The following is a 23,057-nucleotide window of genomic DNA, read 5'->3' on the forward strand; positions in this document are numbered from 1 at the left end:
AAATTTTAAAATGTGGGCATATTACTCATGATGAAGGTGCGATCCACTTGTTCGCACCTTCCTTAGATTGCTGTCATTGAATATAGCGATTATTCAATATGCAGGCGTGACCGCCCATCATTTAGATTTATCTTGAATACATCATAAATATCGTCGGCGTTCACCCAGCCAATAATAAACATAGCGTCTGACCTTCTGTATCCCGCAATTCAGATGATGCCTTCCGTTATTTCCTCGTCAATGCAGGAGACGGATGGCTGTGCTTTTCAATCAAGATAAGGATGCATGATGAAAGAGTCCCTGTTGGCCGCCACCCTGTTGCTCTGCCCCGCCGCTTTTGCCGCCACCCCGCACTGGGAATACAGCGGCGAGGCCGGCCCTGCAAAATGGGCCAGCCTGACCCCAGAATTTGGCCAGTGCGCGGGTCGCAACCAGTCGCCGGTCAACCTCTCGGGTCTGGTGAAGGCCGAACTGGCCCCGCTGCAGTTCCACTACCTGGCGGGGGGCCACAGCGTCACCAACAACGGTCACACGGTGCAGGTCGACTATGCCCCGGGCAGCACACTGGAGCTCGACGACATGCACTTCACCCTCAAGCAGTTCCACTTCCACGCTCCCAGCGAAAACCTCATCGAGGGCAAATCCTACCCCCTGGAGGGGCACCTGGTGCACGTCAATGACAAGGGGGAGCTGGCGGTGGTGGCGGTGATGTTCGAGCCGGGCAAGGCCAATGGGGCCCTGAGCCAGGTCTGGCAATCCTTGCCAGCCAAGGCGGGCGAGCAGCGCCAGCTCAAGGAGCCGGTCTCGGCAAAGCCACTGCTGCCCGCCAAACGGGACTACTACCGCTTCAGCGGCTCACTGACCACCCCGCCCTGCTCGGAAGGGGTACGCTGGCTGGTGATGAAGCAGCCGGTGCAGGTGAGCCAGTCCCAGATCGACGCCTTCAAGGCGGTGATGCACCACCCCAACAACCGACCCGTGCAGCCCCTCAATGGGCGCCTGGTGCTGCAGTGATAGGGCAGCCTATCTGACAATGAAAAAAGAGGGCCAGTCGGCCCTCTTTTTTCATTCACCACGAGCCGTTACAGGCTGGCGGCGATGCGCGTCCCCAGCGCGGCGTTGTTCAGCACCAGCTGGACATTAACGGCCAGCGAGTCCCTGACTACCTGTTACAGACTGGCGGCGATGCGCGCTCCCAGCGCGGCGTTGTTCAACACCAGCTGGATATTGGCGGCCAGGGAGTTGCCGCCGGTCAGCTCGCACACCCGGGCCAGCAGGAAGGGGGTGGACGCCTTGCCCTTGACCCCCTGCTCGTCCGCCTCTCGCAGTGCCTGGGCGATGGCGGCGTCGATGTCGGCCTTGGGCATGGCAAACTGGGCCGGGATGGGGTTGGCCACCACGGCGCCGCCGGCCAGTCCCAGCTCCCACTTGAGGCGCAGCGCCTCGGCGATGGCTGCCGGGCTCTCGAGGCGGTAATCCACCTTGAAGCCGCTCTCACGGGTGTAGAAGGCGGGCAGCTCCTCGGTCTGGTAACCGATCACCGGCACCCCCTGGGTCTCCAGGTATTCCAGGGTCAGGCCGATGTCGAGGATCGACTTGGCACCGGCGCAGACCACGGCCACCGGGGTCTGGGCAAACTCCTGCAGGTCAGCCGAGATGTCGAAGGTCTCCTGGGCGCCGCGATGCACGCCGCCGATACCGCCGGTGGCGAACACCCGGATCCCGGCCATGGCGGCAATGATCATGGTGGAGGCAACCGTGGTGGCCCCCAGCCCCTTGTTGGCCAGCACGAAGGGAATGTCGCGGCGGCTGCACTTGGTGGCGGCGTGGCCGGCTCGGCCCAGCGCCTCCAGCGCCCCCTCATCCAGACCCACCTTGAGGCGGCCATCTATGATGGCGATGGTGGCCGGCACTGCGCCGTTGTCCCGCACCACCTGCTCCACTTGGCGCGCCGTCTCCACGTTCTGCGGATAGGGCATGCCGTGGGAGATGATGGTGGACTCCAGGGCTACCACAGGCTTGCCGGCGGCAAGGGCTTCGGCGACGACCGGTTGGATATCGAGGTAAGCGTTCAACATGGGTACTCCTCCAGCATGCGTTCAACGGCGGCCTTGGATAGGCCGGAAAAGACGGTATCGGAACAATTGACGGTGAGGGCGGCGCAGCCGAGGGCGAACCGGGCGGTCTCGGCGATGTCCTGCTCCTGCAACCAAGCGTGGGCCAGCCCTGCCATGAAGGCATCGCCGCCGCCGGTCACGTTGACGACCGGGCTGCCGAGCACGGGCAGATGGCCCTGGCACTCCCCGTCGCTATAAAAGATCCCCTGATCGCCGAGGCTCAGGAACAGCCGCTGCACCCCGGCGCGGTGGAACCAGGCCGCCGCCATGGGCCAGGTGTCGGGCCCGGCGATGCGCAAGCCGCACAGCTGCTCCGCCTCGCTGCGATTCGGCTTGAGAGTGTGGATGCGGTGCAGCCAGGGGCGGATCTTCTCCACCTTGGCCACCGAGACGGTGTCGACGAAGATGGTGTGCTCCCCCTGGCGCTCGAACAGCCAGTCCAGGGTGTGGGTGGCGAGGTTGGTGTCGAGCAGCCAGAGCCGCGCCGCGCCGAGAAATCCGCTCAAGGGAGCGAGCCGGGCTGGCGTGAGCTGGTCGATGATCCCCATGTCGTTCACGGCGCAGCTCATCTCGCCGCTGCCATCGTGCAGGCTGAGGTAACATGAGGTGGCCTGACCGTCCAGCACCAGCACCTGGCGCACGTCGACACCGGCACGCTGGCTCACCTCCAGCAGGTGATGGCCGTATTGATCGTTGCCCACCGCGGTCAGCAGCCGGGTATCGGTACCGAGCCTCGCCAGGTTTTCGGCGATATTGCGCCCCACCCCGCCGGCGGAGGTACGCACCCGGCCCGGATTGGAGTCACCGATGCGCAAGTTGTCGTGGCTGCAGCCGCAGATATCCATGTTGGCACCGCCGATCACCACGGCGTAGGGGCCCTCCCGCAGCACGTAGCCGCGCCCCTGCACATAGCCCTGGCGCATCAGGCTGGAGATGTGGCTCGCCAGCGCCGAGCGGCTGATGCCGAGCCTGTCCGCCAGATCCTGCTGGGCAATCATGGGATCCTGGCGCAGCAGGGCGAGGATCTCTTGTTCACGCCCAGTCATAGACAAACATCCAGTTGCAAACGTTTGTCCATTATTGCTGAGAAACGTTTTCCCGCCATCGCCGCGTATGAAAACTGTCGGTTTGCGCACAAAAAATCGACGGATGGCAGCAAGCGACGCTCGGCCATCGAGCGTCACTTTTCCTGCGCCTGACGGCGAGTGCGGCTTATAATGCGCCGCCACCAGAGGAGAACAGGATGAAAGAGTCAGACCACCACCACGAAGTGCAGGTAAAACGAAGCGACGAGACGGCGTACTGCTGCATCGGGTTGGTCAATCCCAAATCGCCGGAGAACGTGGGGGCAGTGATGCGGGCCGCCGGCTGCTATGGGGCGGATGAGGTCTACTACACGGGGACGCGCTTCGAACTGGCGCGCCGTTTCGTCACCGACACCAAGCAGATGGTGGAGCAGATCCCCCTGCTCGGCGTCGACGATCTGATGGCCATGGTGCCGGACGGCTGCACCCCGGTGCTGGTGGATCTCATCGAGGGGGCGACCTCGCTGCCGGACTATGTCCACCCCGAGCGCGCCTTCTACATCTTCGGCCCGGAAGACGGCACCCTGGAACCGGCCCGCTTCAAGGCAGTGAAAGAGGTGATCTACGTGCCGACCCGGGGTTGCATGAATCTGGCGGCCTCAGTCAATGTGATCCTCTACGATCGACTGGCCAAGCAGCTGCGTGCCAAGTAAGCAAGAGGTGATCTACGTGACCATACCCAAGGGCTGCATCAATCTGGCGGCCTCGGTCAATGTGATCCTCTATGACCGGCTGGCCAAGCAGCTGCGTGCCAAGTAAGCAAGAGGTGATCTACGTGACCATACCCAAGGGCTGCATCAATCTGGCAGCCTCGGTCAATGTGATCCTCTACGATAGACTGGCCAAGCATCTAAGACGCTGATGACAAAAGAGAGGCGATCAAGACAGATAGCCCTTACTGCGCCCGAAGCGCCTTAGTTGCCAGGGGCTAGCCGCTGCTCCTGCTCTTCGATAAAACCGCGGTAGTAGTCGTGCAACCGATAGCGTCGGTAGATTTCGGCCAGGGTGCCGTGCCTGACCAGGTTGACCATGCCCTGATCCCAGAGCTGCTGCAGGGTGCGACCCTTCTCGGTGTCGGCAAAGATGGGGTAGGTCGGGATCCAGCGCAGGAAGGTGCGATGCATGTTGGCAGGAATGGAGTCCTCCGAGTAGAGCACCCCGGCAGTCAGGTAGTAACGGTAGCGCTCCTTGGCCAGCAGTTGCAGCGCCATGTCGTGGTTGTCTATCTCGTGCCAGCGCATGGAGACCGGAATGTACTTGTCAAAGGCCCAGCCTCGCAGCCATACCACCCCCTGCCCCTTGAGGCTCGCTTCGCCCAGCCACTGGGGCTGCCACTTCTTGAGCATCAGCACCGTCAGGTCATCGGCCGAAGCGGGATAACGAGGCTGCAGCACGCCGCTCACCTCATCCCGGTAAACCCCCATCGCCATATCTCCCCCCTGCTGGGCGATCACCGCCAGCGCCCGCTTGTAGGGCACGATGCGGGGAATGACCTCGTAGCCGTTGGGCTGGTAGATGGCGCGCACTATGTCCAGATAGATGCCACGCCCATCCCGCTGACAAAAACCCGGCCAGTCATCGCAATAGACATTGAGGGGATCGGCCCGACCGGGCCAGCAGAGCAGCAGCAATACCCATGAAAGCAGCAAACGAACCATGTCTTGACTATTTCTCCGGAGGCGAACGCTGTCACCCATCGAGCCGGCCTATCTGGCAAGGGTGCACAGGCCATATCCCATGATATGAAGATCCGTTGGCAAAGCACCACTTTTTACCGGTTTTGCGAGCGAGTCGAGGGTTATTGCCACCCGAATGGGTATTATTGACAATGAGATTCATTAGTGGCCCAACCATAGGGGAGCCTTCATATGCCATCCATCAAAACCCTGCTCTGCCCGGTCGATTTTTCCCAGATGTCGCAAGCCGTGCTCGACTATGCCGTGTTCATGGCCCAGAGCCATCAAGCCGAACTCAAACTTGTTCACGTGGTGGACCAGCTGCACGGCTTCGACAGCTACAAGATCCTGCACATGACCGCCATCGAGATCACTCACGAGATGGAGCGTCAGGCCAAGAGCCAGATGAAGGAGCTGATCGCCAGCCTGCCCATTCCGGCCACCTTCGAGGTACGCTTCGGCCGCGCCGCCGACGAGATCGTCGTGCAGGCCAAAGAAGAGAAGGCCGATCTGGTGGTGATGGGCAGCCACGGCCGCTCCGGCATCAGCCACCTGCTGGTGGGCAGCGTGGCCGAGTCCGTGGTGCGCCATGCCCCCTGCCCCGTGCTGGTGGTGCGCAAGTAATCCACGCCCGAAACAAGAAGGCCAGCATATGCTGGCCTTCTTTTTTGGCTCTAAGGCAAACCTCAACCGTGGGCGTAGATGACGCTGCCCCCCTTGATGATGTCGATGATGGCCCTGGACTGCTCCTTGGGCAGCGCCGGGCAACCCCAGCTGCGCCCCAGCTTGTCATATTTGAGCAGATGACGGGGGCTCGCATAGTCGGCGCCGTGCACGACGATGGCCCGCTTGCGGGCATTGCTGTTCTGGCCCGGGCTCAGGCCGTCGAGGCGCAGCGAATAGCCGTGCTTGCCCTGATAGGTTTCGGCGGTGCGATAGACCCCGAGCGAACTCTTCATGGAGTTGAACTGGTTGGAAAACTGGCGAGCATCCCGCTCACCCGAATTGCGGCCATGGCTGACCCAGGTGTGATAGAGCAGCTTGTGGCGTTTCACGTCGATGACGAACAAGCGGCGCTGGGTTGAGGGTTTGCTGTAGTCGATGATGGTGAGAATGGGTTTGCGCTTGTGGCGCACGCTCTGGTAACTGTTGAGGGCCTTGCGAAACACCTGTTTGTCGAGCTTGCCGGCCAGCCCCAGCTGGCGATAGAGATCCTGATCCCAGCTGGCGTGGCTGCTGCTGCTGAAACAGAGCGCCCCCAGCAACAGTGGCACGCTCAGCCACAGCGCTCCCCAGCGCTTTATCCAATCTGTCTGCTTCATCCTTGAATCTGCTCCCGTTTTTGTTGCTAGCAAAGTGTGCAAAATATCGCCACACCCTGCTGGATAGTTATATGCAACCCCCTGATAGCGCGCAAGAAAAAAGCAAAAAAATGCCGACCAGGGTCGGCATTTTCACACAGGGCAAAAAGGGGGCTCAGGCGCGGCTCAGATAATCCGCCAATCCCACCCATTTGTAGCTGGTGAGCTCGGTCAGCCCCATGGGGCCACGAGCGTGCAGCATCTGGGTCGATACCGCCACCTCGGCGCCGAGACCAAACTGGCCGCCATCGGTGAAACGGGTGGAGGCGTTGACGTAGACAGCCGCCGAACCGGCGCCGTTGACGAAACGCTCGGCATTGGCCAGATCGTTGGTGAGGATGGCATCGGAGTGACCGGCATTGTGCTCGCGCATATGGGCCAGTGCCTCGTTCACGTCCGCCACCAGCTTGATCCCCAGGGTCAGCGAGAGCCACTCGGTATCGAAGTCTTCCGGGCCGGCGGCACGCAGGCTGTCGGCGCCCGCCAGCATCGGCATGGCCTCCGGCGTGGCCACCAGAGCCACCTTGCGCTCGTTCATTAAGCCAACCAGTTGCGGCAACAGAACCGGCGCCACCTTCTCGTGCACCAGCAGGGTGTCGAGGGCGTTGCAGGCGGAGGGGCGCTGCACCTTGGCATTGTCGATGAGGGGCAAGGCACGGGCCAGATCGGCGCTCTCGTCGACGAAGATGTGGCTGATGCCAAATCCGCCGATGATCACCGGAATGGAGCTGTTCTCCTTGCACATCTTGTGAAGACCCGCGCCACCGCGGGGGATGATCATGTCCACGTAGCGGTCGAGGCGCAGCAGCTCACCCACCAGGGCCCGGTCCGGGTTGTCGATGTACTGCACCGCCGCCTCGGGCAGGCCGGAGGCCGCCAGCGCGCGCTGGATCACCCGCACCAGCTCCAGGTTGGAGTGGAAGGTCTCGCGGCCGCCGCGCAGTATGCTGGCGTTGCCGGTCTTGAGGCAGAGGCTGGCGATGTCGATGGTAACGTTGGGGCGCGCCTCGTAGATGACGCCGATGACCCCGATGGGCACCCGGCGACGGGAGAGACGCAGGCCGTTCTCCAGCACCCGGCTATCCATTTCGGCGCCGACCGGATCATCCAGAGTGATCACCTTGCGCACGTCCGCCACGATACCGGACAGTCGGGCCGGATTGAGCAGCAGCCGATCCAGCATGGCCTCGGAGAGGCCCGCCTCGCGCCCGGCGGCGATGTCTTTCTCGTTGGCGGCCAGGATCTGGTGGCTGCGTGCCTCCAGCTCGTCGGCGATGGCGGCCAGCGCCCGGTTCTTCTGCGCCGTGCTGACGGTGGCCAGCTGATAGGCGGCTTCGCGGGCTGCCTGCCCCATTTTCTCCAGACTCATCTCTCTTCCCTTTGGTTCTTGCGGGGCCGCCTGATGGCGGCGCCTCTCTTATCCTGTGGTGTGCCGCTGCCCATGCTCTGCAGCGGCTGACGCCTCACAGCAGCACCATGTCGTCGCGGTGGATCGCAACGGCGCCGTAGCCGTAGCCCAGCACCTGTTCGATGTTGTCCGAATGGACGCCGCGCAGTTTATCCAGCTCCAGATGATTGTAACGGCAGATGCCGCGCGCCAGCTCGGCCCCCTTGGGATCGAGAATGCGCACCACGTCGCCACGCACGAAATCCCCCTTCACCGCCACTATGCCCTTGGGCAGCAGGCTGGAGCCCTTCTCCTGCATGGCGGCCACGGCCCCCTGATCCACCTGCACTTCGCCGTGAGGGGGGGGCCCTGCCAGGATCCAGCTCTTGCGCCCTTCCAGCGGAGAGGCCAGCGCCGGGAACAGGGTGCCGATACGCTCGCCCCTGGCGAGACGCCCCACCACCTCCGGCATCTGGCCGGTAGCGATCACCACGTTGACCCCGGCGCGGCGCGCCACGTCGGCCGCCTGCAGCTTGGTGGCCATACCGCCGGTGCCGAGCCCGCTGACGCTGTCACCCGCCAGCTTGCGCAGGGTGTCATCTATGGTCTGTACCTCTTCGATGAGCTGGGCATCCGGATTGGTGCGCGGATCGGCGGTAAACAGCCCCTTCTGGTCGGTGAGCAGGATCAGCAGATCCGCATCGGCCAGGATGGCGGCGCGAGCGGAGAGGTTGTCGTTGTCCCCCACCTTGATCTCGGCGGTGGCCACGGCGTCGTTTTCGTTGATGACCGGTATGATGCGGTGATCCAGCAGGGTGCGCAGGGTGTCGCGGGCATTGAGGTAGCGCTCCCTGTCCTCCAGATCGGCACGGGTCAGCAGCATCTGGCCGATGTGCAGCCCATAGAGGTTGAACAGATCCTGCCAGACCCGGATCAGCTGGGTCTGGCCCACCGCCGCCAGCATCTGTTTGTTGGGCAGGGTTGGCGCCAACGGAGGGTGGCCCAGATGCTCACGGCCGGCGGCGATGGCCCCCGAGGTGACCATCACGACCCTGTGGCCGTGACGGTGCAAGGCTGCACACTGTCTGACCAGCTCGACCATGTGGGCACGATTGAGCTGGGAAGATCCCCCGGTGAGCACGCTGGTGCCCAGTTTGACGACTATGGTTCTGTTTTCCATGGGAGCAAAAAGGCTGAAATGTAAGGAATCCCTTTATACCCACGGCCCTGTTGCCCTGCAAGGCAATTAACGCCGCCCGGCAGGCGGGAAATCGGGATGGCCGGCAGCGCGGCAAAGAAATGCCCCGCCAGCCGATGGGTGGCTGGCGGGGCGGCGGGTCATCAGGCGGCAGTGACGGTCAGCTCGTTGGTGACCTGCTCGGCGGGAGCGAGCTGGCAACCAAGCTGGTGCAGCTTGTCGCTGATGAGCTTGTAGAAGTGGTTGAGGGTGCGTTCGACTTCCACCTGATGCTTCTTGGGCAACGGCTTGTCGAGCCACTCCCCCTCCGCATTGTAGAAGCCGACCTGATAGTGGTAGCTGAAGCTGTGATCGTCTTGCTCCAGCACCAGCCACCAGCCCCAGAACTCCCGTTTGTCCGGTGCCGGCTTGGCACTGACACAGACGGAAAGGCAGTCGAAACGGTAACGCCCCTCTTCACACAGGTCCTCACGTAAATAGGGGCCAATCGCGGCAAACTGCCTCAGCAGTCGCTTGTAGGTCACTCTTTCTGACATGTTAACCTCCCTGTTGAACAAGCCACGTCACCCTGATGATGACGATAAATTTTAGCGCTATATCATGTACATAAGTGCTTCTTGAGCCAGTCGACCATCTCTTTCAACGCCTCGTCGTACACCTCCAGCAAGGGTTGTTTGTCGAACACCACCGCCTTGCCGTTCCGGCTGGCGGAGGCCAATGCCCGTACATCCTGCTCGGGACAAATGAAATCTCGCTTGTGTCCAATACTCAATATCGGCACAGATGTGCGAGTCCCCAGCAATCCTTGCGTCTTGAGTGAAAATACCTGGCACTTGGTGCGCAGCGACTCCCACTCGGCCGCATCGGCGCCGAGGCGGTTGGCCAGCCCGTCCCGCATCATGCGGGGGCAGCGGGCGAACATTTCATGATTGGTAAACACCTGATTGACGCCGGCGCCGATGCAGACCACGGTCCGCAGCTTGAACGGCTCGATGAAGGCGAGGCGCGCCGCCACATTGCCCGCCAGACGGAATCCCACCATGGCGATGCGCTGGTGATCGACCCAGGCCACCTCGGAGAGATGATTCAAGACCGCCTGATGGAGCCGGCTGGTGTCCTGCACCAGCGGCCAGTGCTCGGCATAACCGATGCCCGGCATGTCCAGCGACAGCATGCCGATGCCGTTGGGCTCCAGGCACTTGAGATAGAGGTTGAGGAAGTCGACCTGCAACGAGTCGATGCCGCCGCTGACAATGACCAGGGGTACCGGCTTGTCGGTGGTCGGCAAATGCAGGTAGCCCTGAATGTGTTTGCCGCGAAATGGTACCTGGATCTCCTTGAGCGGCACCTTGAACAGGCGGCCCGCCTCGCGGTAGGCCATGTTGCCGAGCAACTGGGCCTGATCCGCCAGCTCGTCATTCTTCAGATGGGGATAACTGGCAATGGAGTAGTAACGTACCGCCTTGAGCAGGCTTTTCAGGGCTGCGCCCCGCTCGCCCTGCGCCACCAGCTCGCGACCCCGGTTGAAGTAGCGGCCGGCCAGCTGGCTCCACTCATAGACCCAGTTGCCGGACACATAACCCTTGATGGTGTCGAGGAAGCGCTCGTGGGTACGCTCGCCCTCGCCCATGGCGATGCGGGCCAGAGTCTGCTCCACCTCGACCGGATCCGCCCCCTGCCAGGCCCAGGTCGGCCGGCGCAGCAGACGATACCAGCGCGTTGACATGGAACCGTCGATGAAGCTCTCGTCCACATTGTGATCCTGCTCCTCCACCGGGCTGGAGTTGGAGACTTCGGAGGTCTCCAGCACCTTCTTGACCCGGGTAAAGAGCTGTTCGGTCAGGTTGAGGTCGTCGTTCAAGTCCAAAGCTGTTACTCATTTCTGTCATGCAATGGCTCCATCTTAACCACTTTTGCCGCCGGGCAGCCAGTTGCACCACAAAAAAACAGGGCCCCATACAGGGGCCCTTTGCAGCAGCTTTGCGGCTTACTCTTCGTCGCAGATGGGGGTGGCGAACTCCAGCGCCATGTCCCACGGCTGTTCGATCCAGGTGTCCTGCGGGATGGCCACTTCGAAATCATCCAGCAGCGGCTCGCCCATGGGCTTGGCGAAGATGGCGATGAATTTGGCCTTGGGGTAGAGCTCGCGGATCACCTTGGCAGTGGTGCCCGTGTCCACCAGATCTTCCACCACCAGCCAGCCTTCGCCGTCACCCGCGGTGCTGGCGGCCTTCACCACCACCAGATCGCGCTGGTTGTTGTGGTCGTAGCTGGAGATGCAGAGGGTTTCGACGTTGCGGATGCCAAGTTCACGGGCCATCAGCGCCGCCGGAACCAGGCCACCACGGCTGACCGCGATGATCCCTTTCCACTGGCTGACAGGCAGTTGACGACGGGCCAGACGGCGCGCTTCACGTTGCAGGTTGTCCCACGACACATAAAATTTTTTAGGCATAGTAAATAACTCAATAGCTTACAGTTAAAACAAAGGGTTAGTGCGCAACGCTGCGCGGTAAAGTGCAATGCTTACGGAACTCTGCCGCCATTTCGCCGCCATTTTTTACCTATGAAAATGGGTTAGTCAGGGGGTTAAGTCTGACTGCGTCATCGAGGTGTTCGGGGGCAAAATGGGCGTATCTCATGGTCATCGTAATGGAGCTGTGACCGAGGATGCGCTGTAGGACGAGGATGTTACCACCATTCATCATGAAATGGCTGGCAAACGTATGCCTCAGCACATGAGAAAGTTGACCCGTTGGCAAGGTAACGCCTGATTTTTCAGCAGCATATTCAAATGCGTCATAGCATGGCGGGAACAATTTCCCATCGGCCCGCGCCTGCTTGGGGATCTGCTCATATAACTCGGGCGAGATAGGGACTGACCGATTCCGCTTGCTCTTGGTCTGGGTGAACGTCAGCCGGTATTTGCTCACCTGGGCGCGTGTTAGCCCTTGAACCTCTGACCATCGGGCCCCGGTCGATAGGCAGAGCTTTACCACCATGGTCAGCTCCGGCACGCGAGAGTTGGCGCACGACTTGAGTAACAGGTCGATTTCACTCTTGGTGAGATAAGACATCTCACTTTCTTGTGTCTTGAACAGCCGTAACCCGACCAGCGGATGGGGATATGGCCACTCTTCCAGCCGGATCAGCTCGCCAAAGACGGCGTGGAGCAAACGCTGCTCGTTGTTGATCGTCACCACCCCCGCGGCTCTATCCCAGCACCGACCAGGGAAGATGATCTGTCCACTCAAGCGCCCTTCACGATATGCCGCGAAATGGTTCTTGCTGAACTCCACCGCCAGCGGGTTCCCCATGGCCTCGGTCATCAAGGTAAGTTTGCGATGAACCTGTGTGGCTGCGGCCAACGTCTGCCCATGCAGGCGATACCACTGCTCAATGACGTCTGACAGATGGCGCTTATCTTCCGCGACCTTGTTGGTCGTCAGCCAAGGGTTGCTGTTGCTCTCTTCAAGCAACCACTTCTCCCAGACCTGCGCTTCGCCCTTGGTGGCGAACCGCTTGCGCTTGCGAGGGCCATCACGGCCTTGGGGATAGACTTCGGCAAGCCAGAGCCGCGGCTTGCCGTCGTCAAGTTTGCGAACGGTCATTATTTATTTATGGTTACAAGCAGGCTGTTTTCAGCCACAGACACATTGACTGGCAGGCCATTAATCACCGTTTTGCCGGTCTTTACTTCACCAGATAAAGCGCCATCAATCAGTTTTCCATCAGTGCCGGTGATCACAGCCGCCAGCTTGCTGACGATGTTTTTTGCCATGTCGTTCTTTTCTTTGAACTCAGATTCAGGAAATGTTCTAAGAGACAGATTGATACGGTCAGGTGATGTTCTGAACTCTATTGATGCATCAGGACTTTCTTGCATGTAAAAACCATGACCATCTTCAAGTTCATACTTCCTGACTGGATTAAGACCGGACGCATTAAGAATGCTAGGTTCATCAAGAATTGGAGCAGTGACGATAACTTCGATTTTATTCGTTGGTGTTTTATCTGATGAATCGCAGCCAAACAAAAAAACAGCAACTGAGAACGAGATTAAAAAACATTTGAGAGTTTGCATATGCAGCATCCTTTAATGCCAAGGTTAACGTGACTCGCTATAAGACTCAGGAAGTTCACCGGTTTCAACAAGTAGCCTGATTTGCTCATCGCGTACCAATGGCACCCCGAGCTCATTGGCTTTCTTCATCTTCGACCAGCCAGCATTGTCACCACAGCATAGAAAATCGAGCGAGGCAGATACGCCGGTGGCCACCTTCATTCCTGCGCTTTCGGCCAGTTCGGTTAACCCGGCTTTATCGGCCTTGCTGAATCCGGTGAAACACACCTTGAACGAATAATCATCGATCGGCTTATCCAGCTTGGGGCCGCGATAACTGGGGTCAGACTTGATTTGCTGAATCCGGTCTGCATACAGGTTGCTGACCTGTTCGAAGGCTGCGGCCGCTTCCTCTTGAGTCGCGAATACGTCCAGCACTCTATCGGTACGCAAAGAGACAAAAGTAGGTAGCTCAAATGACATGGCAACGCCATCATCATCGGTCGCAATCGTCATCTGCATGCCATACACCAGTTGGCGATCTGGATCAGTGTGATAAGCCGCTACCCTCTTGGCTGAAATAACGCCTTTGTTACTCATGTAGAGGAGGTTGAATACTGGCAACTCAGTGCCCTGATAGATAATTGACTCGGCAGAATACAGATCAAACACGGTTAGCCTCCTGCTATATCAGAATTTTTTCCCAGCCCACGCCACGCGGCCGACGATATGCACGTCGGGGCGTTGATCCTTGGTGACCACCTGGGTTTCATAGCCAGGATTGTCGGAAATGATCTTGAACCCGCCGAACGGGTCAAATTGCAACCTCTTCACCAGCAGGCTGTCGCCGATGCGCAGCACATAGAGGCCATCGCGCAAGGCATCGCCGTTGCACAGATTCACCAAGATGATGTCGTTATTGCTGATGGTGGGCTCCATGCTGTCGCCCTTGGCGCGGATAACCGCAAGCCGTTCCGGTGCCAGCCCCTCTTTCTTGAGCCAGTCCGTGCGAAACGCCATGGGGTCGGTTTTCAGCTCGTCGGAGACGGTAGCCCCGAACCCGGCCGAGGCGAACACCTGGTAGCAGTCGACCAGGGTGTAGTCCTGCATTTTGATGTTGTAGGTAGCGATAGGCTCTTCAAACCCGTGGGTATTATCACTGTGCCCTGCGCGAGCATAGACGGGGACTTCGGGGATCTCTGACACTTGCTCTGGCTGCTCACCCAAACCGAGGCAGAGCCACAGAAACAACCTAGGCTCGTGGCCACAAATTTGGGATACCAAGCCCACGGACGGCATTGTTTCACCGGTAAGGTACTTACGGATCACCGCATCGCTGACACCTACTCGTCGGCCAAAAGAGCTGTAGCTCTCTCTTCCGACCAGAATTTGGAGCCTCTTCGCAAAGGCTTTCATATCAAAGGTCGTACCGTTCAAGATTTCCATGCCATTAGAACCCTAGATAGAAATTTGTAATTTCAGGTTGCGCAGTATCGCGCTGGCGTATGTTCTCGAACTCTAGATCGAACATTCGAACTGTAGCTGTGAGAGGCGAGTCGAAGTTCAATTACCTACGAGAAGACACGCATAGGGGCGCAGTATGACGCAACGTGACACCGAAAAACAGCCTTTAGGGGCGCAAGCTGCACCGGTAGGTGACGCCGTTCAACCGCAAGTTGACCCGCTGGCAGAAGTGCTGCGCCAGCTGGAAACCATCAAACAAGGCCTGGCGCTTTCTATGCTGCCGGCCATCCCGCTCGATGCCTTCCTGACCATGCTGCGTGACGAACTCAAGTTCGATCTGCCCCTGCGCACCGCGCAAGACATGATCAGCGATGGCCGCTTGCCCATCGTTCCCAAGCTGCGTCCTGGTGATAAGCCGTGGGTCAACCTGCAGCGCTGGCGCGAAATGACCAAGGAGCCTGAGCACTACTTTAAGTTCGTTCATGAAAACTCCCGTCGTCGTGTGGCCAAGGATTCGACCAGCAAGTCGCGCCAACGCGCTGCTGCTTGACCTAACGGTAGCGATTGAGCACAGGGGGATAAAGTGTCAAACCAGCGCACTCACTCACACAGCCACTTTGCTGCAGCCTGCGATCTGTTCAAACAGGCGCACAACATCAGCCAGCTGGCAGAAGCCATCGGCATGACCAGCCATGTGCTTCACAACAAATTCAATCCGGCGTGTGAGCGGCACAACCTGACCGCCCAAGACTTGATCGCCCTCTACCACGCCACCGGCGACGACACCCTGTTTGATGGCCTGCTGTTTGACTGCGGCCTGACTGCCGTTCGCCTGCCGGGGGCGGCCAAGGTTGCGCCAGAGGCCCGCGCCCAGCAGGCGCTCAACGCCAGCGCCCAGATCCTGGGCGTCACCGCCCAAGCCACCACCATTCTCGCCGGTGACCGCGTCACCAAGAACAACCGAAACACCGTCGTCACCGGCATCTGGGCTGGCATCGAGCACCTTGTGCTGCTGGCAACCGAAGTCGAAGACCGCTTTCACGCCGTCCCTGGTCTTGCGTGTGCTGCCGACATGGCCCGCGCAGCCCTCGGCGCATAGGAGACCAAGACCATGAGATTGATTTGCCCCCACTGCGGTTACCATTCAACCACTCGTTCATCCACCAAGATGAGCCCGCTGACAGGTCATGCCTTTTATGCCTGTAGCAATGTCGACTGCGGCCACACCTTTAAGGCCGCGTTTGAAATCATCGGCACCATCAGCCCCTCCGCCATGCCCAATCCGGCCATCGTGCTGCCGACCTGCAAGGGCGTGGGCAAAAACCACAAAACCATGTCGAAGAGCATCCCGCTCAAGGAGCCAGCATGAAACTTCGCGCCGAGCAGCCGGACCTGATCCCGCTGCCGTTTTTGTTGTTAACCCGCGCTACCGTCGTCACTGACAACGACGAACCGGTGATGCGCAACACCACCCGCACTGATGGCAGCTATCTGGAAGACCAGCGCGGCCGCCGTGGTGCGCTGCGCTTCAAGCCAGCATGCCAGCCGCGCTGCCACTGGCTGGTCAGGCTGCTGCAGGCATAACCGGAGGGCCACCCCATGAACACCGCCAAGGTTTTCGAGCTCGTTCAACAGCCCAGCGCCAAAGACAAAGCGCTGGCAGAGATGCGCGGCCTGTTTGGCCGCAATGGGGCGGCCAGCCGCTGGTCACGCCTGCCAACCAGAGCCCGTTCGGTCATCTGTTATGCGGCCGGTATATCAACCACCGCCGCCGGGCAGGAGCTGGACCAGTTCGACTTTGAACAGCAAGAGGCGATTCGCCTCGCACTGGGCGAGCTGCTGGGCACTCTGCGGGAATTCGACGGGTCAGTGCTGCACCGCCGCGAATGGCACCGCACCACCCGCCGCATTGAAGGGCCAAGCCGTAGCGAGCTGGAACAGGCAGAACACGAAGACAAGCGCCGGGCCGAGCTCAACGAGCAGGCCAGCATTTTGGAAAGCCGCAGAGCGGTGATGAAGAAGGTGGCCGGAAACGGCCAATAAAAAACCCCGCGTTAACGGTGCGCCAACACCAGCGGGGTTTCAATTCAATACATGAGAGGTATTGCATGAACAATAGTACAGCAGAACAGGCGATCCGCAAAGTTGCGAACAGCCTGATAAACACCCACCGCCCCCAGCTGGGGGCATGCCACAGCGTGGCGGTCGAATCCAGCCTTGAAGCCCTGGCCGAACTGGCCGACGAACTGAGCCTGCTCGACATCTACGCCGAGCTGACCAAACGCCTCGAAATCCTGCGCGGTGGCCAACGGCCCCACATCATCGGCGTGGATATGGCCAGCGGCCCAGATAGCACCGCTGTATTCCAGCCGCCCTTTGCCCATGAGTTGAAAGGGGGTGCCCAGTGACTGACGACCTGTTCGAACTCGAAGCCCCGCAAGATGCGCTGGGTACCACAGAGGCGGGCCCCGCCCACATGCAACCATCGGCACCAGTCAGCCAGCTGACCAAGCACTGGGAAGCTGCCAAGGCGGAGTTCGAAAGAACAAGCGAATGCCCGCGCACTGAGGTAGACGAGCTGCTGGCTCTGGGCTCCATTCGCGCCGTGTACTGGCTGGCCGTCGGCAGTGCCGAGCTGGCCCTGGCTAACGAGATCGCCGAGTGGTGGGCAGACTGCGAACCACTCCACGGACTGGGGGAAACCATCAAATGAGCAACCAATCCGTCATCGACCAGTGGGTCACCAAAATGCTGTCCGCCGAGGCCAGCCTGCACGGTCTGCAACTCGACCTGCTGGACCTGCGCAAAGATGGCCCCCATGGCCAGCGCACTCCGGCCAGAACCCATCTGACCTTGTGCCGCCAAGCCCGCACTGCCGCCCGCGTGGCTTCACGCAAAATCCAGTCCCTCTATACCGGAGGCGCCATCTAATGACCCATCAAAAAACAGCCGGGCATGCCCCGGCTTTGGGCGTCGTGCGCCCTGCAAACCCCAATCCCGTCACCCTGGAACCCTGCACCAAGTGCCATCAGATGGCCGTTTGCATGCCGGTGGCAGGCCGCCACGGTCGCCGATCCTACCCCTATTGTGTCGAACGCTGCTGGCCGCTGGCCCGCGCCGCCAGTGAAACCGTGGTGAAGGCCGCCCCTGCTGCCCGCCCCTCGATGTTGTGCAGCTGCTGCGGCGATTTCAGCCATGTGCGCCCGGTCATCCTGTCCGGCAACCGCATGACCAGCCTGTTTTTCTGCGAAACCACCTGCTGGTCTGATCGGCTGGCCACCCTCGACATGGTACCGACCTGCACCCAGTGCGGCCGCTACCTGCAACCGAACGAATACACAGCTGAAAAATGCGGGGTGTGCAAGTGAAACAACAGAACCAACCCAAGACCTGCGCCAACTGCCTGCACCAAGCAACAAACCAGCGTGGCGAGTCAGTGTGTACCCGCCTCTGGGTTCGTCACCACACGGATCATTCGACCGGCATCACCACGGCCAGCCTTACCCTGTGCCAGACCACCTACAACGAGCGCGCCAGCTGGGCCCCTTGGGCTTGCGGCAAGAAAGGCCGCCACTTTGAAGCGAAAGAGGTGGCAGCATGATGGAGCCCATCAACAACCTGCAGGGCATCCAGCTACCCCAGCACTACCTGGTCAGCCACCATGCCATCAATATGGCAGGCGCTGCCGAGCAGCTGGCCCGCGTCGAGTGGCACGTTGCCAAGCCGCTGGCCAAGACCTACCTGCACCGCTACCCCGCCAACCCGAAAACCGCCAATGTCTGGCTGCGCCGCATCGTTGACGTGTGCGAAGCTGCGGCGGCCCGCTTCCCGATCCCGGTGGTCGACCTGCGCAACGACATGCGCCGCGAGCTGGTCGCCGCCGAGTGGGCCCGCCGCTGCCAGCAACTGCTGAACAGCGGAGCCAACGAGCGCACCGCCACCGAGCTGCTGGCTGACCTTGGCTCTCAGGCACAGGCATGGCACTTCTGCCCCACCTTGCCGGTTCACCCCCGCACCCGCGCCGAACGCCTGCTGGAAAGGCCGCTGACCGACGCAGAGCGGGCCAATCTGGCCCCTGCCGTAGACAAGTTCGAGGGCGATGCCGCCAGCCTGCTGGTTCGCCTGCTCGATGAGTCCTGGTGGCTGCGCAAGATTAATCGCGCCTGGGCCATCTATTGCGAGCTGATCGCCATCCTCACCGGCCAGGTGCGCAAGGGGGTCAGCCCCTACGCCAGCGCCCACGCAGTGCGCGAGTTCACCCAGCGCAAGGCGGCCCAGCGGGCTTGGATGGAGAGCATGAGCGCCGTCAACGAGGAGCTGGGGCAAGAAATCGATCTGACTGACGCCATCATGGCATCCGTGGCCAACCCCGAGATCCGCCGTCATGAGCTGATGGTGCGGATGCGCGGCTTTGAGGATATGGCACAGGAACAGGGCAAGCTGGGCCTGTTCCTGACCCTGACCGCCCCATCCAGCTATCACGCCTGGCGGGTGGGCAAACAAGACAAGAACAAGACTTACCAGAACGAAGACTTCAACAACGCGACCCCGACCGAGACAAACCGCCTGCTGTGCAAACAGTTTTCCCGCTTTCGTGCCGCGCTGGCACGGCAAGGGATCATGGCCTTCGGCTTTCGGGTGGTGGAGCCGCACCACGACGGCACCCCGCACTGGCACTGCCTGCTGTTCATCAACCCGGAGCACAAGCACGACTTTCTGACCCTGCTGGCTTTTCACTTCACTGCCGCCGAGCGGGCCGAACTGAACATGCCGAACGGCAACATGCTCGACCAACTGGCTCAGTCGCGCATCCGTAATAAGTGGCCCCGCATCAAATGGCTGCTCGATGTGAATGACAAGACTGTGGTCAAAGCCATCAACCCCAGGGTGAACTGGAAAGAGATAGACCCAACCAAGGGCAGCGCCACCGGCTATATCGCCAAATACATCGCCAAAAACATCGACGGCCACAAGGTGGGGATGGATTACGAGGCCGAGGCCCCCGTAGACCACACCACCATCGCCGTGGCTGCCTGGGCCAGCTGCTGGCGCATTCACCAGTTTCAACAGATCGGCGGCCCGGCTGTGGGCGTGTGGCGCGAGCTGCGCCGCTTGGGTGACGACGTGATCGAATGGGACTGTGTGCTGGAAGCTGCCCGCCACGCGGCACGAAACGCCCGCTGGGGAGACTTTATCAATGCCATGGGCGGCATTGATGCCCCTCGCAAAGAGCACCTGATCCGCCTATCCAAACGCATGGACGAAGCCGCCAACAAATACGGCGAGGACGTGATCAAGCTGCTGGGGGTGATCTCTGACGTGGGTCAGACCACCGCCACCACCCGCACAGAAGGCTGGCAGATAGTGCGCAAGGGGGCAGCGGTGCAGGGTTTGGGCGAGCAGCGCGAGCATGCAGTGGGCGAGCGCAGCGAGTTGCCTTTGAGCAGCGGCAGCTGCGCCCCTTGGAGTTCTTTCAATAACTGTACGGAAGGATCCAAATCAGGGGTTAAAGGATCCACTCTGGCTAAAGAGTTGAGCCGAATGGGTCTTGATACAGGCAACGCCGCCCTGCTGCAACACGGCAGCATCATCAATGCCGGTGGCCAGTACGTGCGCCTGGTCAGCGATCGGCTGATTGTGACCCGTCACTGGCCTGGTGCTGGCGATGCGGTCGCCAATCAGCTGACCGCCGAGGTCGAGGCAGAACAGGCCAGCAAGCGGGCCGCCAGCAGCGAACAGCTGAAACAGCAGGCCCGCGAGCTGGTGCACTCCGGCGGCAGCGTGACCGAGTGGCTGGCAGCCCTGCCGCTGGCCAAGGCCGAAGAGGCGATCGCCATCTTCACCCGCCTGCTGGATGACGAAGAGGACCGGGCCAGTTACCAACCCACCGAACAGGAGCAGGCCCGCGTCAACTGGCTGAAAGCAGACAACAAGCGCCATGAAGCAGAAATCGCAGCGGCCCGTCAGCGCAGGGGCCTTTAACTAAGGAGGTTTGTATGAAGAAGAAGCCAGCCTACATGCTCTGGACAGGCACCATTGTGTGCAAAACCACAGGAAAAAAGCTGTGGATTGCCGAAGGCTGCCACTACGACAAGGCCAACCCTGGGGCCCGCGAATGGCTTAACCCCACCTTCAATCCAGACGAATACGAATTTCCAAAGCCAGAGGAACCAAGAGAAACATGGTCGCCTTATGCAGAGGGGGAATAACGTGCAAGACATCATCCCCCGCCCCGACCTTGAGCGCCTGCTGCCGCTCTGCCAGCAGCTTTGGCCAACCATCAAGCAGCACCCGCCGGGATCGGCGGGTCGTGCCGCCATCACCAGCACGCTCGATAGCATGCCGGCCGCTGACCGTCATATCTGCGATCTGCTGCTCGACCGCATGGAGCGGGTCATCCAGTTCGAGGATACCTGGTTCCCGTTCTACCAGGGCGAGCTGGACACCATCACCCCACCCAAGAAGGCAAAGCGGGTGCTACCTGCTGGCCAGACGGCAAAGCAGGTCTGGAAGGACACCCGGGCGAGACAGGGTGCATATGCCAAAGGGGGACGCCAATGAAAAAGCCGAAGGATGCGAAGGCCAGAAAGGAGGCCCAACGCAAACGCCAGGCTGCACTTGGCATCAAGCGGGTGGAGGTGGCGCTCTCCACCCGCGAGCGCGAGCAGCTGGAAACCCTGCGCCGGGCCAGAGCCGGATCCGGTGAACCCTACAGCGCCGACGAGTACTTCAGCACTCTGCTGCGCCGTGACTGGGAACGCTGGCAGCAGCAACAAGCGGAGCTGGCCGCCAAAGCCTGCCAGCACTGCGGCAACCCGCTCCCAGGCGGTTGCGCTGGCGCCTTCAAGGGAGAGGCAGCCTGCTGGCGCACCAGCGGGGACAAAACGTTGGCATTGTGACCGGTCACACAAGGCTGATACAGACAGTAATGAGCCGGATGACCAATTATGACAACCAGATGTAAGCTTCTTCAAACGAGGCTTTTAAAGGGGTACTCAAGATGGAACGTCTGAAAGATCTGCTGCTATCGCTGATGATGAAACCTGTGGTATGGCGGTTTCTGGGTGCCGGACTGACGGGGCTCTCTCTGCTTGCGATGGCACTGGGGGCCCGTTCACTGGTAGTGGATCGCCAGCTTGCCAGGGTGTCTAGCCAAATCCAGGCGCTCGCAGATGGCAGAGCGCCACTGCCCACGCCGCCAGGTATGTTTGCACAATGGCCCATCCTTCAAGCCATGCTCCCTGAAACCACAATTGGTTTCATCGCTTGGCTTTGCATTCTGATGGCAGGAGCCCAGCTCATCAGCTTAAGCAAAGACATCGGGCGTATGTACTAAGACAAAGTGAGACAAATAGAGTTTACAAGCAACAATTTGTTGCTACAATTCAATCCTAGATAGGCTACCAATGTTGGGGCATATCAACGAATCCGCCAGAAACAGCCGGAGATTGAGCAGGAGTTCAAACCACATGGCACAAACAGTACGCTTAGACGATGACTTCATCGCCGACGTGAAGATCCACGCGTCTGCCGCACATCGCTCTTTGCCGAAGCAGATTGAGTACTGGTCCAAAATCGGCCGTATGGTCGAGGACAACCCGGACCTGCCTTTCAGCTTTATCAAAGACGTGATGCTCGCCGCAGAGCAAGTCAAAGAAGGGCAAGTAACCCGCTATGTCAGAAGAACAAAACGAGATTGAGGTTTTTGAGTCGAACCTGTTCACCAAGCAGATCAAAAAGCTCTCTGAGAAAGACCTGAAAGTAGTGGAAGACGAGATCGACCGGGTCATTGATGACCCCGAGATCGGCGAACAGAAGAAGGGGGACTTGTCCTACCTGCGGGTGCACAAGTTCAAGCTCAAGGGGCAGCTGGTGCTGCTGGGCTACGCCTGGAAAGACGCAGAACTGCAGCTCTACCTGCTGAGCGTCGGCCCCCATGAGAACTTCTATGACGCCCTCAAAGAGCGTCGCAAGGCCGATTTGAAACTGATCGGCTGACCCTGAATGGGCCCTCTCGGGCCCATTTCTTTTTCCAGTGATCTCACTCGGGTCTCCTGCTATGCTGCCATTGATTTTTCATGTTAATCAAGCGTATACACTTGGAGATTTACACCAATGAGTTTAGACACTTACGAAATGCTGCGTGCAGTTGCTGCCGAGATCCGTTCCAGTTCCAGCTCAGGCAAGGATGCATTGGAGAGGGCTCACAAAGGCGCCATGTTTTTGTTGCATGAAGTGCATGAGAGCAAAGATATTGTCTACGGCGACAAGGCCACCATTGCCAACGCACTGCGCCAGTACGCAGATACGCTGGATAAAAAAGTAAAGTAAGACTAACCCCCTAGTATTGCGGTGAATTGGGCAAGGGGTTCCTGCGGGAACACCGATTATCTTGGACTCTCGGTCTGCTGACCGAGTGCGCGGCAAGCCTCGGCCTTCAGGCCGGGGAAGGATAGCGCGGACGCCGTAGGCGTCCTTTGCGGCGGTCAGTGTGGCGTCTGCTGCTGCTCAATGTACTGGCGGATGATCTCGATAGGCGCACCGCCACAGCTTCCAGCGAAGTAGGACGGCGACCACAGCGCACCGCCCCACAGTTTCTTGCGGATGCTCGGGTAGTTCTTCTTGCGGATCATGCGGCTGGAGACGCCTTTCAGGCTGTTCACCAGCGCCGACACGGCGACTTTCGGCGGATAGTTCACCAGCAGG

Annotated in this window: 36 protein-coding genes and 1 pseudogene; 23 read left to right on the plus strand and 14 right to left on the minus strand. The window is 60.1% G+C overall.

The window, feature by feature from the left end:
* Nucleotides 1-288: 288 nt before the first annotated feature.
* A complete protein-coding gene (locus tag CAK78_RS17480; RefSeq protein ID WP_094698116.1) occupies nucleotides 289-1,014 on the plus strand; it encodes a carbonic anhydrase in 726 nt (241 codons plus the stop codon).
* Nucleotides 1,015-1,169: 155 nt separating this feature from the next.
* Here the strand turns inward: CAK78_RS17480 and CAK78_RS17485 are convergent, their stop codons facing one another.
* Both CAK78_RS17485 and CAK78_RS17490 read right to left on the minus strand, forming a co-directional pair.
* Nucleotides 1,170-2,078 carry a pseudouridine-5'-phosphate glycosidase gene (locus CAK78_RS17485; protein ID WP_005297912.1) on the minus strand — a complete coding sequence of 303 codons (909 nt, stop codon included), beginning with the start codon at nucleotides 2,076-2,078 and terminating at the stop codon, nucleotides 1,170-1,172.
* Complete coding sequence (locus tag CAK78_RS17490; protein WP_094698117.1) at nucleotides 2,072-3,163, minus strand: PfkB family carbohydrate kinase; 1,092 nt, start codon at nucleotides 3,161-3,163, stop codon at nucleotides 2,072-2,074. The genes CAK78_RS17485 and CAK78_RS17490 overlap by 7 nt, the downstream gene beginning before the upstream one ends.
* Before the next feature lie 197 nt (nucleotides 3,164-3,360).
* Here CAK78_RS17490 and CAK78_RS17495 point away from each other — a divergent pair, with 197 nt between their 5' ends.
* From CAK78_RS17495 to CAK78_RS17505, 3 genes are read left to right on the plus strand one after another with little or no spacing between them, the layout of a single operon-like run.
* Entirely contained in the window at nucleotides 3,361-3,855 is a 495-nt protein-coding gene (locus CAK78_RS17495) for an RNA methyltransferase (RefSeq protein ID WP_094698118.1), read from the plus strand.
* A gap of 7 nt (nucleotides 3,856-3,862) precedes the next feature.
* Nucleotides 3,863-3,961 (plus strand): RNA methyltransferase, encoded by a 99-nt coding sequence (locus CAK78_RS17500; protein WP_094698119.1) that lies wholly within the window; start codon nucleotides 3,863-3,865, stop codon nucleotides 3,959-3,961.
* Nucleotides 3,951-4,064: an RNA methyltransferase gene (locus CAK78_RS17505; RefSeq protein ID WP_094698120.1), complete on the plus strand. Its 114-nt coding sequence runs from the start codon at nucleotides 3,951-3,953 to the stop codon at nucleotides 4,062-4,064. Before CAK78_RS17500 ends, CAK78_RS17505 begins: the two co-directional genes overlap by 11 nt.
* Nucleotides 4,065-4,116: 52 nt before the next feature.
* On the opposite strand, the gene CAK78_RS17510 is transcribed toward CAK78_RS17505, so the two are convergent.
* Nucleotides 4,117-4,860 carry a hypothetical protein gene (locus CAK78_RS17510; protein ID WP_094698121.1) on the minus strand — a complete coding sequence of 248 codons (744 nt, stop codon included), beginning with the start codon at nucleotides 4,858-4,860 and terminating at the stop codon, nucleotides 4,117-4,119.
* A gap of 210 nt (nucleotides 4,861-5,070) precedes the next feature.
* Here CAK78_RS17510 and CAK78_RS17515 point away from each other — a divergent pair, with 210 nt between their 5' ends.
* Nucleotides 5,071-5,502 carry a universal stress protein gene (locus CAK78_RS17515; protein WP_005297901.1) on the plus strand — a complete coding sequence of 144 codons (432 nt, stop codon included), beginning with the start codon at nucleotides 5,071-5,073 and terminating at the stop codon, nucleotides 5,500-5,502.
* A gap of 62 nt (nucleotides 5,503-5,564) precedes the next feature.
* Here the strand turns inward: CAK78_RS17515 and CAK78_RS17520 are convergent, their stop codons facing one another.
* The 10 genes and pseudogenes from CAK78_RS17520 to CAK78_RS23195 all read right to left on the minus strand — a co-directional run bounded on the left by CAK78_RS17520 (nucleotide 5,565) and on the right by CAK78_RS23195 (nucleotide 14,333).
* Nucleotides 5,565-6,200 (minus strand): murein L,D-transpeptidase catalytic domain family protein, encoded by a 636-nt coding sequence (locus tag CAK78_RS17520; protein WP_005297899.1) that lies wholly within the window; start codon nucleotides 6,198-6,200, stop codon nucleotides 5,565-5,567.
* Nucleotides 6,201-6,354: 154 nt separating this feature from the next.
* Nucleotides 6,355-7,620, minus strand: a pseudogene (locus tag CAK78_RS17525) (glutamate-5-semialdehyde dehydrogenase); the annotation flags it as partial.
* Between the two features lie 82 nt (nucleotides 7,621-7,702).
* Nucleotides 7,703-8,806 carry a glutamate 5-kinase gene (proB, locus tag CAK78_RS17530; RefSeq protein WP_005297894.1) on the minus strand — a complete coding sequence of 368 codons (1,104 nt, stop codon included), beginning with the start codon at nucleotides 8,804-8,806 and terminating at the stop codon, nucleotides 7,703-7,705.
* A 161-nt stretch (nucleotides 8,807-8,967) separates the two neighbouring features.
* Entirely contained in the window at nucleotides 8,968-9,360 is a 393-nt protein-coding gene (gene crl / locus CAK78_RS17535; protein ID WP_017781464.1) for a sigma factor-binding protein Crl, read from the minus strand.
* A gap of 62 nt (nucleotides 9,361-9,422) precedes the next feature.
* Nucleotides 9,423-10,691, minus strand: a complete 1,269-nt coding sequence (frsA, locus tag CAK78_RS17540; protein ID WP_094698123.1) for an esterase FrsA — start codon at nucleotides 10,689-10,691, stop codon at nucleotides 9,423-9,425.
* Between the two features lie 120 nt (nucleotides 10,692-10,811).
* Nucleotides 10,812-11,279, minus strand: coding sequence for a xanthine phosphoribosyltransferase (gpt, locus tag CAK78_RS17545; protein WP_005297888.1), 468 nt, complete (start codon nucleotides 11,277-11,279; stop codon nucleotides 10,812-10,814).
* A 109-nt stretch (nucleotides 11,280-11,388) separates the two neighbouring features.
* Nucleotides 11,389-12,435 (minus strand): phage integrase, encoded by a 1,047-nt coding sequence (locus CAK78_RS17550; protein ID WP_094698124.1) that lies wholly within the window; start codon nucleotides 12,433-12,435, stop codon nucleotides 11,389-11,391.
* On the minus strand, nucleotides 12,435-12,908 hold the full coding sequence (locus CAK78_RS22720) for a hypothetical protein (protein WP_141214203.1): 474 nt from the start codon (nucleotides 12,906-12,908) through the stop codon (nucleotides 12,435-12,437). Before CAK78_RS22720 ends, CAK78_RS17550 begins: the two co-directional genes overlap by 1 nt.
* 24 nt (nucleotides 12,909-12,932) lie before the next feature.
* Nucleotides 12,933-13,559: a BRCT domain-containing protein gene (locus CAK78_RS17555; protein WP_094698125.1), complete on the minus strand. Its 627-nt coding sequence runs from the start codon at nucleotides 13,557-13,559 to the stop codon at nucleotides 12,933-12,935.
* Between the two features lie 18 nt (nucleotides 13,560-13,577).
* Entirely contained in the window at nucleotides 13,578-14,333 is a 756-nt protein-coding gene (locus tag CAK78_RS23195) for a S24 family peptidase (protein WP_254924817.1), read from the minus strand.
* 154 nt (nucleotides 14,334-14,487) lie between these two features.
* Between CAK78_RS23195 and CAK78_RS17565 the strand changes: the two genes are divergently transcribed.
* The 18 genes from CAK78_RS17565 (at nucleotide 14,488) to CAK78_RS17650 (ending at nucleotide 22,682) form a co-directional block, all read left to right on the plus strand.
* Complete coding sequence (locus CAK78_RS17565) at nucleotides 14,488-14,901, plus strand: hypothetical protein (RefSeq protein ID WP_141214204.1); 414 nt, start codon at nucleotides 14,488-14,490, stop codon at nucleotides 14,899-14,901.
* Nucleotides 14,902-14,934: 33 nt separating this feature from the next.
* Nucleotides 14,935-15,450 (plus strand): phage regulatory CII family protein, encoded by a 516-nt coding sequence (locus CAK78_RS17570; RefSeq protein ID WP_094698127.1) that lies wholly within the window; start codon nucleotides 14,935-14,937, stop codon nucleotides 15,448-15,450.
* 12 nt (nucleotides 15,451-15,462) lie between these two features.
* Nucleotides 15,463-15,720 (plus strand): ogr/Delta-like zinc finger family protein, encoded by a 258-nt coding sequence (locus CAK78_RS17575; RefSeq protein WP_094698128.1) that lies wholly within the window; start codon nucleotides 15,463-15,465, stop codon nucleotides 15,718-15,720.
* The gene (locus CAK78_RS17580) at nucleotides 15,717-15,935 is read left to right on the plus strand and encodes a hypothetical protein (RefSeq protein WP_094698129.1); all 219 of its coding nucleotides are present in this window, start codon (nucleotides 15,717-15,719) and stop codon (nucleotides 15,933-15,935) included. The genes CAK78_RS17575 and CAK78_RS17580 overlap by 4 nt, the downstream gene beginning before the upstream one ends.
* A gap of 15 nt (nucleotides 15,936-15,950) precedes the next feature.
* The gene (locus CAK78_RS17585) at nucleotides 15,951-16,394 is read left to right on the plus strand and encodes a hypothetical protein (protein ID WP_094698130.1); all 444 of its coding nucleotides are present in this window, start codon (nucleotides 15,951-15,953) and stop codon (nucleotides 16,392-16,394) included.
* Nucleotides 16,395-16,459: 65 nt separating this feature from the next.
* Complete coding sequence (locus CAK78_RS17590) at nucleotides 16,460-16,759, plus strand: hypothetical protein (RefSeq protein ID WP_094698131.1); 300 nt, start codon at nucleotides 16,460-16,462, stop codon at nucleotides 16,757-16,759.
* Entirely contained in the window at nucleotides 16,756-17,064 is a 309-nt protein-coding gene (locus CAK78_RS17595; RefSeq protein ID WP_094698132.1) for a hypothetical protein, read from the plus strand. Before CAK78_RS17590 ends, CAK78_RS17595 begins: the two co-directional genes overlap by 4 nt.
* Entirely contained in the window at nucleotides 17,061-17,282 is a 222-nt protein-coding gene (locus CAK78_RS17600; protein WP_094698133.1) for a hypothetical protein, read from the plus strand. Before CAK78_RS17595 ends, CAK78_RS17600 begins: the two co-directional genes overlap by 4 nt.
* A 101-nt stretch (nucleotides 17,283-17,383) precedes the next feature.
* Complete coding sequence (locus CAK78_RS17605) at nucleotides 17,384-17,719, plus strand: hypothetical protein (RefSeq protein WP_094698141.1); 336 nt, start codon at nucleotides 17,384-17,386, stop codon at nucleotides 17,717-17,719.
* Nucleotides 17,716-17,952, plus strand: coding sequence for a hypothetical protein (locus CAK78_RS17610; protein WP_085044568.1), 237 nt, complete (start codon nucleotides 17,716-17,718; stop codon nucleotides 17,950-17,952). The genes CAK78_RS17605 and CAK78_RS17610 overlap by 4 nt, the downstream gene beginning before the upstream one ends.
* Nucleotides 17,949-20,333: a replication endonuclease gene (locus tag CAK78_RS17615; RefSeq protein ID WP_094698134.1), complete on the plus strand. Its 2,385-nt coding sequence runs from the start codon at nucleotides 17,949-17,951 to the stop codon at nucleotides 20,331-20,333. Before CAK78_RS17610 ends, CAK78_RS17615 begins: the two co-directional genes overlap by 4 nt.
* 14 nt (nucleotides 20,334-20,347) lie before the next feature.
* Nucleotides 20,348-20,560, plus strand: a complete 213-nt coding sequence (locus tag CAK78_RS17620) for a hypothetical protein (protein ID WP_005308768.1) — start codon at nucleotides 20,348-20,350, stop codon at nucleotides 20,558-20,560.
* Between the two features lies 1 nt (nucleotide 20,561).
* Complete coding sequence (locus CAK78_RS17625; protein WP_094698135.1) at nucleotides 20,562-20,912, plus strand: hypothetical protein; 351 nt, start codon at nucleotides 20,562-20,564, stop codon at nucleotides 20,910-20,912.
* Nucleotides 20,909-21,250 (plus strand): hypothetical protein, encoded by a 342-nt coding sequence (locus tag CAK78_RS17630; RefSeq protein ID WP_094698136.1) that lies wholly within the window; start codon nucleotides 20,909-20,911, stop codon nucleotides 21,248-21,250. The genes CAK78_RS17625 and CAK78_RS17630 overlap by 4 nt, the downstream gene beginning before the upstream one ends.
* 101 nt (nucleotides 21,251-21,351) lie before the next feature.
* Complete coding sequence (locus tag CAK78_RS17635; protein WP_094698137.1) at nucleotides 21,352-21,687, plus strand: hypothetical protein; 336 nt, start codon at nucleotides 21,352-21,354, stop codon at nucleotides 21,685-21,687.
* A 133-nt stretch (nucleotides 21,688-21,820) separates the two neighbouring features.
* Nucleotides 21,821-22,051 carry a TA system antitoxin ParD family protein gene (locus CAK78_RS17640; RefSeq protein ID WP_005308760.1) on the plus strand — a complete coding sequence of 77 codons (231 nt, stop codon included), beginning with the start codon at nucleotides 21,821-21,823 and terminating at the stop codon, nucleotides 22,049-22,051.
* A complete protein-coding gene (locus tag CAK78_RS17645) occupies nucleotides 22,026-22,349 on the plus strand; it encodes a type II toxin-antitoxin system RelE/ParE family toxin (protein WP_094698138.1) in 324 nt (107 codons plus the stop codon). The genes CAK78_RS17640 and CAK78_RS17645 overlap by 26 nt, the downstream gene beginning before the upstream one ends.
* 117 nt (nucleotides 22,350-22,466) lie before the next feature.
* Nucleotides 22,467-22,682, plus strand: a complete 216-nt coding sequence (locus CAK78_RS17650; protein WP_141214205.1) for a hypothetical protein — start codon at nucleotides 22,467-22,469, stop codon at nucleotides 22,680-22,682.
* 155 nt (nucleotides 22,683-22,837) lie between these two features.
* Here the strand turns inward: CAK78_RS17650 and tnpA are convergent.
* A partial coding sequence (tnpA, locus tag CAK78_RS17655; protein WP_141214111.1) for an IS200/IS605 family transposase occupies nucleotides 22,838-23,057 on the minus strand: 220 nt, incomplete at its 5' end.

Source organism: Aeromonas sp. A35_P (assembly GCF_002259925.1).
Taxonomy (GTDB): domain Bacteria; phylum Pseudomonadota; class Gammaproteobacteria; order Enterobacterales; family Aeromonadaceae; genus Aeromonas; species Aeromonas dhakensis.

Bases quoted from the DNA above. Each gene is read 5' to 3' on its own strand.
- CAK78_RS17645 (WP_094698138.1), top strand. From the start codon at position 22,026: ATGTCAGAAGAACAAAACGAGATTGAGGTTTTTGAGTCGAACCTGTTC.
- CAK78_RS17640 (WP_005308760.1), top strand. From the start codon at position 21,821: ATGGCACAAACAGTACGCTTAGACGATGACTTCATCGCCGACGTGAAG.
- CAK78_RS17485 (WP_005297912.1), bottom strand. From the start codon at position 2,078: ATGTTGAACGCTTACCTCGATATCCAACCGGTCGTCGCCGAAGCCCTT.
- CAK78_RS17575 (WP_094698128.1), top strand. From the start codon at position 15,463: ATGAGATTGATTTGCCCCCACTGCGGTTACCATTCAACCACTCGTTCA.
- CAK78_RS17495 (WP_094698118.1), top strand. From the start codon at position 3,361: ATGAAAGAGTCAGACCACCACCACGAAGTGCAGGTAAAACGAAGCGAC.
- CAK78_RS22720 (WP_141214203.1), bottom strand. From the start codon at position 12,908: ATGCAAACTCTCAAATGTTTTTTAATCTCGTTCTCAGTTGCTGTTTTT.
- crl (WP_017781464.1), bottom strand. From the start codon at position 9,360: ATGTCAGAAAGAGTGACCTACAAGCGACTGCTGAGGCAGTTTGCCGCG.
- CAK78_RS17635 (WP_094698137.1), top strand. From the start codon at position 21,352: ATGGAACGTCTGAAAGATCTGCTGCTATCGCTGATGATGAAACCTGTG.
- CAK78_RS17480 (WP_094698116.1), top strand. From the start codon at position 289: ATGAAAGAGTCCCTGTTGGCCGCCACCCTGTTGCTCTGCCCCGCCGCT.
- CAK78_RS17515 (WP_005297901.1), top strand. From the start codon at position 5,071: ATGCCATCCATCAAAACCCTGCTCTGCCCGGTCGATTTTTCCCAGATG.
- CAK78_RS17620 (WP_005308768.1), top strand. From the start codon at position 20,348: ATGAAGAAGAAGCCAGCCTACATGCTCTGGACAGGCACCATTGTGTGC.
- CAK78_RS23195 (WP_254924817.1), bottom strand. From the start codon at position 14,333: ATGGAAATCTTGAACGGTACGACCTTTGATATGAAAGCCTTTGCGAAG.
- CAK78_RS17600 (WP_094698133.1), top strand. From the start codon at position 17,061: ATGAGCAACCAATCCGTCATCGACCAGTGGGTCACCAAAATGCTGTCC.
- CAK78_RS17490 (WP_094698117.1), bottom strand. From the start codon at position 3,163: ATGACTGGGCGTGAACAAGAGATCCTCGCCCTGCTGCGCCAGGATCCC.
- CAK78_RS17585 (WP_094698130.1), top strand. From the start codon at position 15,951: ATGAACACCGCCAAGGTTTTCGAGCTCGTTCAACAGCCCAGCGCCAAA.
- CAK78_RS17615 (WP_094698134.1), top strand. From the start codon at position 17,949: ATGATGGAGCCCATCAACAACCTGCAGGGCATCCAGCTACCCCAGCAC.
- CAK78_RS17510 (WP_094698121.1), bottom strand. From the start codon at position 4,860: ATGGTTCGTTTGCTGCTTTCATGGGTATTGCTGCTGCTCTGCTGGCCC.
- CAK78_RS17630 (WP_094698136.1), top strand. From the start codon at position 20,909: ATGAAAAAGCCGAAGGATGCGAAGGCCAGAAAGGAGGCCCAACGCAAA.
- proB (WP_005297894.1), bottom strand. From the start codon at position 8,806: ATGGAAAACAGAACCATAGTCGTCAAACTGGGCACCAGCGTGCTCACC.
- CAK78_RS17550 (WP_094698124.1), bottom strand. From the start codon at position 12,435: ATGACCGTTCGCAAACTTGACGACGGCAAGCCGCGGCTCTGGCTTGCC.
- CAK78_RS17565 (WP_141214204.1), top strand. From the start codon at position 14,488: ATGACGCAACGTGACACCGAAAAACAGCCTTTAGGGGCGCAAGCTGCA.
- CAK78_RS17605 (WP_094698141.1), top strand. From the start codon at position 17,384: ATGGCCGTTTGCATGCCGGTGGCAGGCCGCCACGGTCGCCGATCCTAC.
- CAK78_RS17590 (WP_094698131.1), top strand. From the start codon at position 16,460: ATGAACAATAGTACAGCAGAACAGGCGATCCGCAAAGTTGCGAACAGC.
- CAK78_RS17580 (WP_094698129.1), top strand. From the start codon at position 15,717: ATGAAACTTCGCGCCGAGCAGCCGGACCTGATCCCGCTGCCGTTTTTG.
- CAK78_RS17520 (WP_005297899.1), bottom strand. From the start codon at position 6,200: ATGAAGCAGACAGATTGGATAAAGCGCTGGGGAGCGCTGTGGCTGAGC.
- CAK78_RS17650 (WP_141214205.1), top strand. From the start codon at position 22,467: ATGAGTTTAGACACTTACGAAATGCTGCGTGCAGTTGCTGCCGAGATC.
- gpt (WP_005297888.1), bottom strand. From the start codon at position 11,279: ATGCCTAAAAAATTTTATGTGTCGTGGGACAACCTGCAACGTGAAGCG.